Origin of the sequence: Nocardiopsis eucommiae, assembly GCF_965344335.1 — a bacterium.
GTDB lineage: Bacteria > Actinomycetota > Actinomycetes > Streptosporangiales > Streptosporangiaceae > Nocardiopsis > Nocardiopsis eucommiae.
The window spans coordinates 1-13,536 of record NZ_CBDRIY010000001.1 but is presented as its reverse complement, the minus strand read 5'-3'; the positions used below and the strand labels follow the sequence as shown (position 1 = coordinate 13,536).

Genomic DNA, 13,536 nt, shown 5'->3' with positions numbered 1-13,536 from the left:
GGCCCCCGATCGAAAAGTCCCGACCGGGTCCGAGCGGGTGCCGAACCGGCGTTCACCACGAGAACACAGGGGCCCGGAAAAAAAATCCAAAGAAATCCCGCAACCATGGCAACCCCCGGTATCCCCCGCGAGTCTTACTTCACGTACGGCCCGGCGCGAGCGGGGCGCCGGGCCGTACACCTTCCTCCCCGGACACTCCCCCGGTGCCAGTGGCACACGACGGGGTCGAGGCACACGGCGGAGAGCGCCCGGAGCGCGCATCCTACTCTCTTTCCCCCCATCGCACGCGGATCGCCCCCCCTTCCCGGGCGCGACTCCGGTGCCCACCAGAACTCCTCTGCCCCTCCCGGGGCCGGTCCCACCCCCGGCGGGACCGGCCCCGTCCTCTGTTCAGACCACGGTCAGCGGCAGCATGGGGCGGCCCCCGGCCTGGTCGTTGATCTGGATCTCGGTCCCCATCGTCGGGCACACCCCGCAGTCGTAGCAGGGGTTCCAGCGGCAGTCGTCGATCTCCAGGGACTCCTCGCCGTGCAGCGAGTCCTGCCAGTCCTGCCAGAGCCAGGAGCGGTCCAGCCCGGCGTCCAGGTGGTCCCAGGGCAGGACCTCGTCCTCGTCACGCTCGCGGGTGGTGAACCAGTCCACGTCCACCCCGGTCCCGGCCAGACCGGCCTCCGCGGCCCTCATCCAACGGTCGTAGGAGAAGTGCTCGCTCCAGCCGTCGAACCGGCCACCCGCCAGCCAGGCCTCCTCGACGATCCGGCCGACCCTGCGGTCGCCCCGGGACAGCAGGCCCTCCATGATCGAAGGGCGCCCCTCGTGGTAGCGCAGCCCGATGGATTTGCCGTACCTGCGGTCCCCGCGCAGGCGGTCGCGCAGCTTGCGCAGGCGGGCGTCCACCTCCTCGTGGGAGGTCTGGGCCGCCCACTGGAACGGGGTCTGGGGCTTGGGGACGAACCCGCCGATGGAGACCGTGCAGCGGATGTCCTTGCGCCCGGTCACCTCACGGCCGGTCCGGATCACCTCGGTGGCGAGGTCGGCGATCGCCAGAACGTCCTCGTCCTCCTCGGTGGGCAGCCCGCACATGAAGTACAGCTTCACCTGACGCCACCCGGCCGCGTAGGCGGCGGTGACGGTGCGGATGAGGTCCTCCTCGGTGACCATCTTGTTGATCACCCGGCGCATGCGTTCGCTGCCGCCCTCGGGGGCGAAGGTCAGCCCGGAACGGCGGCCGTTGCGGGTGAGCTCGTTGGCGAGGTCGATGTTGAAGGCGTCCACGCGGGTGGAGGGCAGGGACAGGCCCGTGTTGGTGCCCTCGTAGTGGTCGGCGAGGTTCTTCGCGATGTCACCGATCTCACTGTGGTCGGCGCTGGAGAGCGAGAGCAGGCCGACCTCCTGGAATCCGGAGGCCTTCACCCCCTCCTCCACCATCTTCTGGACGGTCTCCTGGTTGCGTTCGCGTACCGGCCGGGTGATCATCCCGGCCTGGCAGAACCGGCAGCCGCGGGTGCAGCCCCGGAAGATCTCCACGCTGTACCGCTCGTGCACGGACTCCGCGGTGGGGACGATGGGGCGCTTGGGGTACGGCCACCGGTCCAGGTCCATCACGGTGTGCTTCTGCACGGTGTCCGGGACGCCGGGGCGGTTGGGCAGGTACCCGCCGATCCGTCCGTCGTCGAGGTAGGCCACGTCGTAGAAGCGCGGCACGTACACGCCGCCGGTGGCGGCCAGGCGCAGCAGGAGGCCGTCCCGCCCGCCGGGCGCGCCCTCCTCCTTGAACTCGCGGATGATCTCGGTGATGGCCAGGGTGATCTCCTCGCCGTCCCCGAGCACCACGGCGTCCAGGAAGTCGGCGATGGGCTCGGGGTTGAACGCGGAGTGGCCCCCGGCCAGAACCACCGGGTCCTCCTCCGTGCGGTCGGCGGAGCGGCGCGGGATCCCGGCCAGGTCCAGCGCGGTGAGCATGTTGGTGTAGCCCATCTCGCTGGCGAAGCTCAGACCGAGCACGTCGAAGGCGCGGATCGGCCGGTGGGAGTCCACCGTGAAGTGGGGGACGCCGTGCTCACGCATCAGCCGTTCCATGTCCGGCCAGACCGCGTAGGCGCGCTCGGCCAGCACGCCCTCGCGTTCGTTGAGGACCTCGTAGAGGATCTGCACGCCCTGGTTGGGCACGCCCACCTCGTAGGCGTCCGGGTACATCAGTGCCCAGCGCACCCGCGCGGAGTCCCAGGGCTTGACCACGGAGTTGAGCTCACCGCCCACGTACTGGATCGGCTTGCTCACCTGGGGGAGCAGGGCTTCGAGGCGCGGGAAGAGGCTTGCGACGGACATGGTGTGGGCCCTCGGTCGGCGGACATCGTGTCTGGCTGGACCACCAGGTTAGCCCTCCGAAGGGCCCCGGACCGGTGTGTACACAGGACCGGTCCGGGGCGGGTCCCGGATCAGAACTCGAAGCCACGGTCCCGGGAGTTGACGCCGAGCACCAGGCCCAGGGCCAGCATGTTCGCCAGGATCGCCGTGCCTCCGTACGACACGAACGGCAGCGGAAGCCCGGTCACCGGCAGGATGCCCAGGCCCATCCCGATGTTGATGAAGGCCTGGAAGCCGAACCAGGAGGCCACACCCACGCACAGCAGGCGGGGATAGGGCTGGTCGCATCCCCGCGCGATGCGCAGGATCCGCCAGATCACCACGGCGAAGAGCACGATGATCGCCCCGGAGCCGAGGAACCCCAGCTCCTCCCCCGCCACCGTGAAGATGAAGTCCGTGTGCTGCTCGGGGACGAACCGGCCGTGGGTCTGCTCCCCCTGGAACAGCCCGGTGCCGTCGAAGCCGCCCGACCCCACGGCGATCAGCGCCTGCGCCGAGTTGTAGCCCGCGCCCTGCGGGTCGGCCGCCGGGTCCACCAGGGTGGCGATCCGGTCGAGCTGGTAGGGCTCCAGCAGCTCGAACCACCACACGGCCAGCACGGCCAGCGCACCGCAGGCGAGCATGCCCGCCACCCACATGACCGGGGCCCCGGACAGCGTGAGCATGCCGAGGAAGATCGCGCACAGGACCAGGCTGGTCCCGAGGTCGGGCTGGAGCATGACGAGCCCGAGCGGGACCGCCATCACCAGCAGGCAGAACAGCACGTCCCTCGTCATCGGGCGGGTCTCGCCGTCCCGGGGCTCGCCGAGCAGCGTCGCCAGGACCAGGATCAGTCCGACCTTGGCCAGCTCACTGGGCTGGAACTGGAACCCGCCGACCACGATCCAGCCGCGAGAACCGTTGATCACGGCGCCGAGCGGGGTCAGCACCAGGACGAGCGAGACCACACTGAACGCGTAGGCGATCGGCGCGTAGGCACGGACGGTGCGGTAGTCCACCGCCGCGACGACCAGGCACACGACCACGGCCACCCCGAGGTGGAGCAGATGGCGCACGAGGTGGTCCACGGACTCCAGCGGGTCGCCCCCGTCGCCCGGCAGCGTCGCGGACCACACCAGCAGGGACCCGAGCCCGGCGAGCACCAGCACGGCGCCGATCAGGATCCAGTCGAGGCGGCGCGCGCCACCCGCCGCCGAGCTGAGGGTCCGCCCCAGGTCACGCTGGCGCCGGGGCGGACCGCCCATGTTCGTGATCATCAGGGCTCCAGCGTCTCGATGGAACCGTCCTGGCGGACGACCGGCAGTTCGGTGTGCGGCTTGCCTCCGGGCAGCAGCGGCTTGCCCTCCTTCACGTCCTCGGTGTCACCGGTGGACGAGAAGCCGTACAGACCCTCGTAGATCTCACGGGCGATGGGCGCGGCGGTCTCACCACCGGTACCGCCCTGGGAGACCAGGACGACGATGGCGTACTGCGGGTCGTCCACCGGCGCGTAGGAGGCGAACCAGGACGACACCTGGCGGCCCTGCGCGTCGGCGCTGCCGGTCTTGCCCGCGACGGCGACCTGGTCCTGCGGGAAGTCGGAGAAGGCGCCGCCACCGGTACCGGACGTGGTCACCTCGGCCAGGGCCTCCTGGAGGTACTTGATCGTCTCGTCGCTGACCGGCACCTCGTTCTTGACCGTCGGCTCGATCTCCTGGACCTTGGAGCCGTCGGCGGCGACCATGGCCTTGGCCACGCGCGGCTCGTACAGCGTCCCGCCGTTGGCGATGGAGGCGTAGGCGCTGGCCAGCTGGAGCGGGCTGACGAGGACGTCGCCCTGGCCGATCGAGAAGTTGATCGCCTCGCTGGCCCGCCACTCGAAGCCCTCCACGCAGTGTTCGTGCGCGAGCTGCTTGAGGTAGGCGGCCTGGGACGGGTCGTTCTCCGCGATGTCCGGGTAGCCGGACTCGGCCCGCTCGCAGTTGACCTCCCGGGTCTCCTCCCAGAAGGTGCGCTTCCACTCGCGGTCCGGGATACGGCCACCGGTCTCGTACGGCAGGTCCACGCCGGTGGGCGAGCCGAACCCGTAGCCGCGGGCCATCTCGGCCATGGCCTCCTCGGGCTCGCCGTCCGGGTGGAGTCCGCCGTCCTTGGACCACATCTGGTAGCCGAAGTTGTAGAACACGGTGTTGCAGGAGGCGATGATCGCCTGCTTCAGGGTGATGCTGCCCTGACCCGCGCCCGCGTAGTTCTCGTAGTTCTGGCCGGCGAGGTTGACCGAGCCGGGGCACGCGTAGGAACTGCGCAGCGAGTACCCGTTCTCGACGGCCGCCGACAGCGACGACACCTTGAAGGTGGAGCCGGGCGGGTACGTGCCCTGGACGGCGCGGGAGAGCAGGGGCTCCCCCGCCTCCTCGCTGAGCATGGCGTCGAAGGTCTCCTGGTCGATCCCGCCGTCCCAGATGGCCGGGTCGTAGGTGGGCATGCTGGCCATGGCGACGACCCCGCCGTTGGTGACGTCCAGGACCACGGCGGCGCCGGAGTCCGCCTTGTACTTGGGCCGGGCGCCCTCCATCCCCCGGGCCAGGGCCTCCTCGGCGACCTTCTGGACGTTCATGTCCATGTGGGTGACCAGGTGCATGCCCGCCTCGGGGAGGCGTTCGGAGATGACGTCCATGATCTCGCCGTGGTTGTTCACGCCCAGGGTGCGCAGGCCCGCGACGCCGCGCAGCTCCTTGTCGTAGACGGCCTCCAGGCCGTCACGGCCCACCATGTCGATCCCGGTGAACCCGGTGCGCAGCTCCTCGCGCGCCTCCAGTTCCTCCTGGGTGACGGGCTGGAGGTAGCCGAGCGTCTGACCCGCGTGTTCGCCGTAGGGATACTCGCGCACGGCCTGGGCCTGTGCGGTGATCCCGGGGAAGTCGTCGGCGCTCTCCATGATCTGGAGCGCGACCGGGCCCTCCACGTCCTCCGCGAGGGTGACGGGCTGGTAGGGCGAACCGGGCCAGCAGGGACGCTGGACCTCGGGACCGCACAGACGCATGCGCTGCTGGAGTTCCTCCAGGGGGATGTCCAGCACGCCGGAGAGGTCGCTGAGGACCTTCTCCCCGCCGTCCTTCATTCCCTGGAGTTCGTGGTAGTCGGCCGAGACCAGGAGCTGGGTCTTGTTGTTGACCACGACGCGGCCGCTGGAGTCGAGGATCTGCCCCCGAGTGGCGGGGACGACTAGCTCCTGGTGGTGGTTGGAGACGGCCAGTTCACGGTAGTGGTCGGCCATGGGCACCTGGAGGTACCAGAGCCGGGCGACCAGCACCGCGAACAGGGCCAGGACCAGGAACTGCGCGAGGAACAGCCCGAACCAGCCGAGTCTGCGCCCCGGCAGGGACGGGTTGGTGGGTGGCTTGTGCACCGGTTCACCACCCTCGCAGGGAGGTCGGGCCCTGGATCGTGGCGAAGTCGCTCTCCGCGAGCGCGGCGCGTGTCCACAGGATCGGCAGGACGACCAGCGCCCCGATCAGGGTGGTCAGCAGGGCGCCGACGCCGACCCGGACGCTCACCGCGGCGAGGGTGACGTTGCCGTCGCCCAGCATGAAGCCGACCAGGGCGTAGCTCAGGCCCACCCCCACGGCCGTGACGGCGGTGATCCCCAGCGCGGTCCAGGGCGAGACCGTGTTGCCCACCGCGCCGCCGAGGCCGGTGTTGGCGCGCAGCAGCGAGACGAGGTAGGCGGCCACGCACAGCACCAGCGCGTAGCGGCCCATCGGGTGCTCGGCCGGGGGCAGGACGTCCATGGCCAGCCCGGCGGCGAACCCGCATCCGGCGGCGGCCGCCGGGTTGGTGGTCAGCGCCACGGCGACGACGGCCGCGAGGACGAGGTCCGGTCCCCATTCGAAGGGCAGCCGGTTGACGATGGCGGCCTGGGCGAGCACCGCGACGGTCACCATGAGCAGGGTCGCTGCGGCCCTCATTGGTCCCCCTTGGGATCGGGTTTGGGCGGGAGCACGGAGTCACGCGGGTCCTCGGCGGGACCGGAGACGACCACGCCCACCATGTCCAGGGACGCGAAGTCCACGGCCGGGGTGATGCGGGCGATCCGGCTCAGCGCCCCCGGCGCCACGTGGACCTCGTCGACGGTGCCGATCGGCACTCCCGGGACGAACGGCGCGCCGTCGTGCGAGCCGAGCGTGACGACGCGGTCGCCCTCCTCGATGGGCGCCTCCATGTCGAACAGTTCCAGGGTGAGGTCGGCCTCGGGACCGCCCGGGACGCTGCCGCCGCTGATCGCGCCGATCTTGCGCGTCTGTTCGAGCCGCGCGCCGACCGTGGAGTTGACGTCGGTGGCGAGCTTGACGGTGGCGAGCCTGGGTCCGGCCTCGATCACCCGTCCGACCAGTCCGGCGCCGCTGACCACCGTCATGTCGGGACGGATCCCGGAGTCGGTGCCCGCGTCGATGGTGACGGTGTGCGCGTATCCCTGCGCGGTGGTGCGGGTGACGGCCTGGGCCGGGACGATCTCGTAGCCGCCCCGTCCGGACAGGTGCAGGAGCTCGTCCAGCTGGTCCACGCGGCCGTCGTCGAGCCGAGCCGACTGGAGGTCCGCCTCCAGTTCGGCGTTGGCGGCCTCCAGCTCGGCGATCCGGGCGGCCGCTTTGGGTCCCTGGCTCACACCCTCGTAGAGCGTGGCGGCGGGACCGGCGATGAGGCCGACCCCGGCGGCGGCCGGGGCGAAGGCCAGTTCGCCGCCGCCTCGGGCGACCGAGGTGACGGGGTTGCCCCCCGCCCGCGTGTCCAGGACCATCAGGGCCACGGCCGCCACGACGAGCACGGCGAGGAACAGCCGGGACCGCGAGGAGTCGCGGAGCATGTCAGCGCCGCCGTTCCGGAACGAGGACCTGGTGGAGTCGCTCGTAGTTCTCCACGCAGGTGCCCGAACCCACCGCGACCGAGTCGAGCGCGTTGTCGGCCACGTGGATGGGCATGCCGGTCTCGTGCAGGAGCCGGTCGTCGAGGCCGCGCAGCAGGGCGCCGCCGCCGGTCACCGCCACGCCCCGGTCCATGATGTCGCCGGACAGCTCGGGCGGGCACTTGTCGAGGCTGGTGCGGACCGCGTCGATGATCGCGGTGACCGGTTCCTCGATGGCCTGGCGCACGTCGGACTCGGACAGGACGATGGTCTTGGGCAGGCCGCTGATGAGGTCGCGTCCGCGGACCTCGGCGTGCAGCTCCTCCGCTCCCGTGGGGTAGGCGGAGCCGATGGCGAGCTTGAGCTCCTCGGCGGTGCGCTCCCCGATCATCAGGGAGTACTCCTTCTTGATGAAGGTCATGATCGCCTGGTCGAGTTCGTCGCCGCCCACCCGGATGGACTGGGAGGTGACGATGCCGCCCATGGAGATGACGGCGACCTCGGTGGTGCCGCCGCCGATGTCGACCACCATGTTGCCGGTGGGCTCGTGGACCGGGAGCCCGGCGCCGATCGCCGCCGCCATGGGCTCCTCGATGATGTACACGCGGCGTGCCCCGGCCTGGTAGCCCGCCTCCTTGACCGCGCGGTGCTCGACCGAGGTGATGCCGCTCGGGACCGCGACGATGATGCGGGGCTTGGCGAAGTGGCGGCGGCGGTGGATCTTCTGGATGAAGTACCGCAGCATCCGCTCGGTGACCTCGAAGTCGGCGATGACGCCGTCCTTGAGGGGGCGGATGGCGGTGATGTTGGTCGGCGTGCGGCCGATCATCTGCTTGGCCTCGATGCCGACCGCCACGATCTTGCCGGTCGAGGTGTTGAGCGCGACCACCGACGGCTCGTTCAGGACGATGCCGCGTCCGCGTACGTACACGAGTGTGTTGGCGGTACCAAGGTCTACGGCCATGTCCCGGCCGAGAAATGCAAGGTTGTTGGGCATGTAACGTCCTCAGAGGCGCCGTGTCGGGCGGGGACGTGCGTCACGACCATACGTGGTCGTTCCGGCACGTTAGGTATCCAGTCCCCCGCATCGTAACGGTCAGCACTTAGTCCGTTACGCAAACACACCGATTTGTTGCCTCGTCACCGGACAAGGGTGAGAAAAGAGAGGTGCCCTGGGGCGCGTACGCACCCCAGGGCATCAAGACTAGGCCTCACGGGCCCGATTCCCCTACAGGTCGGGGAAGAACAGCTTGATCTCGCGCTCCGCCGAGTAGGTGGAGTCCGAGCCGTGGACGATGTTCTTCTGCACCTCGAGGGCGAAGTCGCCCCGGATGGTCCCGGGCGTGGCGGTCACCGGGTCGGTGGCACCGGCCAGGGCGCGGAAGGCCTCGATGGCGCGCTCGCCCTCGACCACCATGGCGACCAGAGGACCACCGGTGATGAACTCCACCAGCGAGTCGAAGAACGGACGCGAGGCGTGCTCCTCGTAGTGCGTCTTCGCGGTGTCCGCGTCGAGCGTGCGCAGCTCCATCGCGACCAGGTTCAGGCCCTTGCGCTCGATGCGCGAGATGACCTCACCGACGATGTTGCGGCGGACACCGTCGGGCTTGATGAGAACGAGAGTGCGCTCCACGTGCGTTTCAACTCCTCACTGGGGACCCCCGCGCGGCACGCGGGGGCCTGGGCCCGCGGTGGCGAGCGCACGCGGTGGGGTGAACGGATGTGTGCCCGGGGCTCGGGGACGAGACAGGGGGACGGCGGTGCCGTTCGTCTGCCCGGACGTGCGTCACACTATCGCGTTTGCCCCTGGGGCGCGGTGGGAGAGGCGGAAGGGCCTAGGCCCCGCCGACCTCGGCGCCCTCCTGCTCGGCCCGCTCCTCGTGGGCGGCGCGGATCGCGTCGACCCTGCGGCCCATGATCACGCCGACGACCCACAGGGACACGAAGACGATCGCCACCAGGGGCGCGCCCGTGACCATGAAGGAACTGAACAGGAAACCGGCCTGGAGCACCCACGCCGCGTAGTGCGCCCAGGTGTGCTTCTGGAGCCCGGACAGCAGCAGAGCGGCCAGGGCCATGCCACCCCAGAGACCGCCCGCCACGGCGGGGTCGGCGCCCTCCAGGTTGATGGCGATGGGGATCGCCAGGCCGATCACGATGGCCTCGAACACGAGGACTACGGCGCAGAGTGTGCGCACGGCGTTCTCCCTTCGTCTGGTTACTGGTCGCCGGAACCGCGCAGCAGGTGGACGGCGTCACCCGAGGTGACCACCGACCCGGTGACCAGCACACCGGTTCCGCCGAACTCGCCGCCCGACTCGGCCAGGCCCACGGCCTGGTCGATGGCGTCGTCGAGCCGTGCGGCCAGGTGCACACGGTCCTCACCGAAGATCTGCCGGGCGATGTCGGCCAGCTGCGCCGGGTCGAGGGACCGGGGCGAGGAGTTGCGGGTGACCACGATCTCGTCGAGCAGCGGTTCCAGGGGCTCCAGGACGCCCTCGACGTCCTTGTCGGCCATGATGGCGACCACGCCGACCAGCCGGGAGAAGGAGAAGGCCTCCTCCACTGCCGCCACCGTGGCGATCATCCCGGCCGGGTTGTGCGCGGCGTCCGCGATGACCGTCGGGCTGGTGCGTACGACCTCCATGCGGCCCGGGGAGTCGATCCCGGCCAGCGCCTCCCCGACGATCACGGGGTCGAGTCCGGCCGCGTCCTCGGAGGCCGAGAAGGCCTCGACGGCCGCGATGGCGACCGCGGCGTTGCTGGCCTGGTGCTCCCCGAACAGCGGCACGAAGAGGTTCTCGTAGTTGCCCGTGAGGCCCTTGACGGCGACCTGCTGGCCGCCGACGGCGACCTCGCGGGAGGTCACCCCGAACTCCAGCCCCTCCCTGGCCACCGTGGACCCGACCTCGGCGGCGTGCCGGAGCAGGACCTCGGCGGCGGGCAGCGGCTGCTGCGCCATGACGGTGACCGACCCGGGCTTGATGATCCCGGCCTTCTCCTCGGCGATGCCGTCGAGGGTGTCGGGCAGGTACTCGGTGTGGTCGATGCCGATCGGAGTGACCACGGCCACGTCCCCGTCGACGACGTTGGTGGCGTCCCAGCTGCCGCCCATGCCGACCTCCACCACGGCGACGTCCACGGGGGCGTCCGCGAACACGGCGTAGGCCATCACGGTGAGGATCTCGAAGAACGACAGCCGGACGTCGCTCATCGCGTCGGCCATCTCCAGGAAGGGACGGATGTCGTCGTAGGCCTCGACGAACCGCTCCTGAGAGATCGGCTCCCCGTCCACGACGATGCGCTCCCGCACCGTCCGCAGGTGGGGGCTGGTGTAGCGGCCGACCCGCAGGCCTCGGCCGCGCACCAGCGCGTCGATCATCCGGGCGGTGGACGTCTTGCCGTTCGTCCCGGTGACGTGGACGACCCGGAAGTTGCGGTGCGGGTCACCCAACAGGTCCAGGACCGTGCGGACGCGGTCCAGGGTGGGGTCGATGTCGGATTCGGGCGCGCGGGAGAGAATCTCCGCGGTGACCTCGGCGTAGCGCTCATGGGCGCCCGCGCCACTCACGGCGTCTCGGTGGTCGGGGTGTACACCCGCGCCAGTGTACGCGGCCCCACCTGGGCTCGGATGCGGGGTGGCGCGTACGGGGACCATACTTGGGGGCATGCCCAGCCCTGACCCGATCGTCGAACCGTTCTTCTCCGAGTGGGCGCACCGCCGTCCCGGACGGACGCGCAGCCTCGACCGTGCGGCCGCGCTCCTGGCCGCGCTGGACCCGGCACCGCTTCCCGTGCTCGGGGTGGTCGGGTCCAAGGGCAAGGGCAGCACGGCCACCTACGCGGCGGCGACGCTGTCCGCCGCCGGGCTGCGGACCGTCCTGGTGACCGGCCCGAGTTTCCGGGGGTACCGCGAACGGGTCCGGGTGGACGGCGTGTCCGTGACCGACGACGAACTCCGCGCCCTCGGCCGCACCGTGGAGACCGCCCGGCGGACCCTGCCCGAGGAGGAGGGCTACCTGGCGCCGAGCGGACTGTTCCTGATCGCCGGGTTGCTGCACGCCCAGGCGGTCGGCGCCGACGTCTGCGTCCTGGAGGCGGGGATGGGAGGGCACCGCGACGAGCTCCGCCTCCTGGGGCCGCAGGTGGTGGCGCTGGGCATGGTCTTCGCGGAGCACGTGGGGGTCCTCGGTGACACCGTGGCGGAGATCGCACGTGAGAAGACCCGCGTGGTCCACCCTGAACGCACCCGGGCCCTGGTGACGCTGCCCCAGAGCGCCGAGGTGGCCCCCGTCGTGGACCGCACCCTCACCGAGGTCACCCGAGGAAGGCTTACCCCCGAGGTGGTGGACCCCGCCGCCGCGACCGAACCGCCCGCGCACCTGCGCCCCCGGGGCCTGTCGGCCGCCAACGGCGTGCTGGGCACCGCCGCCGCGACCCGCGTGCTGGACCTGATGGAGGCGCCGCCCGCGCCGCCCGCCCGGCTCCACCGGGTCCTGGAGACCGTGAACCTGCCCGCGCGGCTCTCGCGGCACGCTGTGCCGGGCGCGACCACCGAGGTCGTGGTGGACTCCGCCATCGACCGGGTCGGTGTGGCCGCCGCGCTGTCGCACGCCCGCGACCTGTGGGGCGGTGTGGACCACGTCCTGCTGTGCCTGCCCGACCACAAGGACGTGTCCGGGGCGGTCGACGCCCTCCGGGAGGTCCCGGTCACCGCGGTGCGCCTGCCAGAGGAGCACCTGCGCTTCGAGCACGCCCTGCCCGCACACTGGGACAGCGTCCGCGCCGAGGACCTCTCCCCCGCCTCCGTGGCCGCTCTGGGCCAGCGCGTCCTGGCCTTGGGCACGGTCTACTTCACCGGCCGCGTGCTGGAGGTCCTCGACGCCCCCACCGACCGCCTCTTCGACCCGCATACCGCATAACCCCCACGCATAACCCGACATCACGGCAGCATCGTCCTTGGTCACCCCTGGTCGTCCCATGCCGTGATTCGTCACGCGCTTCGGACCCCCGACTCCGAGGAGCCCTATGCCCACACGAGAGCACGAGATCCCCCTGCGGCTCGTGCAGAACCAACCCGCGCTGGCGCCCGTACTGGTGCGGGCCCTGGGTTTCGAGATCCCCCGCCACACCGAGGTGGTCAACACCAACACGGCCCTGACCAACTGCGACCCCAGGGAGCTCAACGCCGACGGCGCGGTCCTCCTGCGTGACGGGCCCCGGAACGTCATGGCGGTGGTGGTCGAGCGCCAGAACGGCCGTGACAAGGAGAAGCGCCTGACCTGGCCCGCCTACCTGGTCAACCTCCACACGCGACTGGAGTGCCCGACGCTGCTGGTGGTGCTCTGTCCCACGGACTCCCTGGCGAGCTGGTGCGCCGCCCCGATCCGCACCGGGCACCCCGGATTCGACCTCGCCCCGCTGACCATCGGTCCGAGCAGGATGCCGGTGATCGCGCGTGACGAACAGGCTCGTGAGCTTCCGGAGCTGGCCGTCCTGTCCGCCCACGCGCACGGGAACTCGGATCCGCGCACCCTGCGTGCCGTGGTCGAGGCCCTGGATTCCACGCCCGAGCGAAATCGGGCGTTCTACTATGACTATGTGCTGTCCGGCCTCAACGAGGCCGCTCGGGAGGAGTTGGAGGGCTTGATGGCTGTGGAGACCTACGAGTGGCAGAGCGACTTCGCCCGCAAGTACGTCGGCATCGGCCGCGAGGAAGGCCGGGAAGAAGGCCGGGAGGAAGGCCGCGAGGAAGGCCGCGAGGAAGGCCGCGCGGCTGAGGCGGCGCGCAGCGTCCTCTCCGTGCTGGAGGCACGCGGCTTCGCCGTCTCGGACGAGGTCCGGCGACGCGTGGAGGGCTGCGCCGACCTGGCGACCCTGGAGAAGTGGGTCCCCGCCGCCGTCACCGTGGACCGACCGGAGGACCTCCTCGACTGAGGCGAAGCGATGGTGGGGGCCGGGAAATGCGCACTCGACCCCTGATCATCTGAGGGCCGAGCGCTCGGGAGGAGCTGGAGGGCTTGATGGCTGTGGAGACCTACGAGTGGCAGAGCGACTTCGCCCGCAAGTACGTCGGCATCGGCCGGGAAGAAGGCCGCGAGGAAGGCCGGGAGGAGGGCCGCGCGGCTGAGGCGGCGCGCAGCGTCCTCTCCGTGCTGGAGGCACGGGGGTTCACCGTCTCGGACGAGGTCCGGCGACGCGTGGAGGATTGCGCCGACCTGGCGACCCTGGAGAAGTGGGTCCCCGCCGCCGTCACCGTGGACCGACCGGAGGACCTCTTCGACTGA

The 13,536-nt window shown here is 70.8% G+C and carries 12 protein-coding genes; 3 read left to right on the top strand and 9 right to left on the bottom strand.

Features of this window, described 5'->3' with window-relative positions; all coding sequences use genetic code 11:
* Positions 1-390 precede the first annotated feature (390 nt).
* The 9 genes from ACRWK8_RS00060 to ACRWK8_RS00020 all read right to left on the bottom strand — a co-directional run bounded on the left by ACRWK8_RS00060 (position 391) and on the right by ACRWK8_RS00020 (position 10,820).
* Positions 391-2,328 (bottom strand): TIGR03960 family B12-binding radical SAM protein, encoded by a 1,938-nt coding sequence (locus ACRWK8_RS00060; protein ID WP_378735131.1) that lies wholly within the window; start codon positions 2,326-2,328, stop codon positions 391-393.
* A gap of 110 nt (positions 2,329-2,438) precedes the next feature.
* The gene (rodA, locus tag ACRWK8_RS00055; protein ID WP_378735133.1) at positions 2,439-3,623 is read right to left on the bottom strand and encodes a rod shape-determining protein RodA; all 1,185 of its coding nucleotides are present in this window, start codon (positions 3,621-3,623) and stop codon (positions 2,439-2,441) included.
* A complete protein-coding gene (gene mrdA / locus ACRWK8_RS00050) occupies positions 3,623-5,755 on the bottom strand; it encodes a penicillin-binding protein 2 (protein WP_431867560.1) in 2,133 nt (710 codons plus the stop codon). Before mrdA ends, rodA begins: the two co-directional genes overlap by 1 nt.
* A gap of 4 nt (positions 5,756-5,759) precedes the next feature.
* Positions 5,760-6,314, bottom strand: a complete 555-nt coding sequence (gene mreD, locus ACRWK8_RS00045) for a rod shape-determining protein MreD (RefSeq protein ID WP_378735137.1) — start codon at positions 6,312-6,314, stop codon at positions 5,760-5,762.
* Complete coding sequence (gene mreC, locus ACRWK8_RS00040) at positions 6,311-7,210, bottom strand: rod shape-determining protein MreC (protein ID WP_378735139.1); 900 nt, start codon at positions 7,208-7,210, stop codon at positions 6,311-6,313. Before mreC ends, mreD begins: the two co-directional genes overlap by 4 nt.
* A 1-nt stretch (position 7,211) precedes the next feature.
* On the bottom strand, positions 7,212-8,246 hold the full coding sequence (locus ACRWK8_RS00035; RefSeq protein WP_026129377.1) for a rod shape-determining protein: 1,035 nt from the start codon (positions 8,244-8,246) through the stop codon (positions 7,212-7,214).
* Positions 8,247-8,477: 231 nt separating this feature from the next.
* The gene (gene ndk, locus ACRWK8_RS00030) at positions 8,478-8,882 is read right to left on the bottom strand and encodes a nucleoside-diphosphate kinase (protein ID WP_049565932.1); all 405 of its coding nucleotides are present in this window, start codon (positions 8,880-8,882) and stop codon (positions 8,478-8,480) included.
* 202 nt (positions 8,883-9,084) lie between these two features.
* Positions 9,085-9,420, bottom strand: a complete 336-nt coding sequence (locus ACRWK8_RS00025) for a DUF4233 domain-containing protein (RefSeq protein ID WP_378735386.1) — start codon at positions 9,418-9,420, stop codon at positions 9,085-9,087.
* Between the two features lie 47 nt (positions 9,421-9,467).
* Positions 9,468-10,820 (bottom strand): bifunctional folylpolyglutamate synthase/dihydrofolate synthase, encoded by a 1,353-nt coding sequence (locus ACRWK8_RS00020; RefSeq protein WP_431867559.1) that lies wholly within the window; start codon positions 10,818-10,820, stop codon positions 9,468-9,470.
* Between the two features lie 97 nt (positions 10,821-10,917).
* Between ACRWK8_RS00020 and ACRWK8_RS00015 the strand changes: the two genes are divergently transcribed.
* From ACRWK8_RS00015 to ACRWK8_RS00005, 3 genes are all read left to right on the top strand, one after another.
* Positions 10,918-12,171, top strand: a complete 1,254-nt coding sequence (locus ACRWK8_RS00015; protein WP_431867558.1) for a folylpolyglutamate synthase/dihydrofolate synthase family protein — start codon at positions 10,918-10,920, stop codon at positions 12,169-12,171.
* Between the two features lie 106 nt (positions 12,172-12,277).
* Positions 12,278-13,186, top strand: coding sequence for a hypothetical protein (locus ACRWK8_RS00010; RefSeq protein ID WP_431867557.1), 909 nt, complete (start codon positions 12,278-12,280; stop codon positions 13,184-13,186).
* An 86-nt stretch (positions 13,187-13,272) separates the two neighbouring features.
* Positions 13,273-13,536 (top strand): hypothetical protein, encoded by a 264-nt coding sequence (locus ACRWK8_RS00005; RefSeq protein ID WP_431867556.1) that lies wholly within the window; start codon positions 13,273-13,275, stop codon positions 13,534-13,536.

What these genes read in the sequence shown, in the direction of transcription:
- mreD (WP_378735137.1), bottom strand. Translation starts at nt 6,314, where the DNA reads ATGAGGGCCGCAGCGACCCTGCTCATGGTGACCGTCGCGGTGCTCGCC.
- ACRWK8_RS00015 (WP_431867558.1), top strand. Translation starts at nt 10,918, where the DNA reads ATGCCCAGCCCTGACCCGATCGTCGAACCGTTCTTCTCCGAGTGGGCG.
- rodA (WP_378735133.1), bottom strand. Translation starts at nt 3,623, where the DNA reads ATGATCACGAACATGGGCGGTCCGCCCCGGCGCCAGCGTGACCTGGGG.
- ACRWK8_RS00035 (WP_026129377.1), bottom strand. Translation starts at nt 8,246, where the DNA reads ATGCCCAACAACCTTGCATTTCTCGGCCGGGACATGGCCGTAGACCTT.
- ACRWK8_RS00060 (WP_378735131.1), bottom strand. Translation starts at nt 2,328, where the DNA reads ATGTCCGTCGCAAGCCTCTTCCCGCGCCTCGAAGCCCTGCTCCCCCAG.
- ACRWK8_RS00010 (WP_431867557.1), top strand. Translation starts at nt 12,278, where the DNA reads ATGCCCACACGAGAGCACGAGATCCCCCTGCGGCTCGTGCAGAACCAA.
- ACRWK8_RS00005 (WP_431867556.1), top strand. Translation starts at nt 13,273, where the DNA reads ATGGCTGTGGAGACCTACGAGTGGCAGAGCGACTTCGCCCGCAAGTAC.
- mreC (WP_378735139.1), bottom strand. Translation starts at nt 7,210, where the DNA reads ATGCTCCGCGACTCCTCGCGGTCCCGGCTGTTCCTCGCCGTGCTCGTC.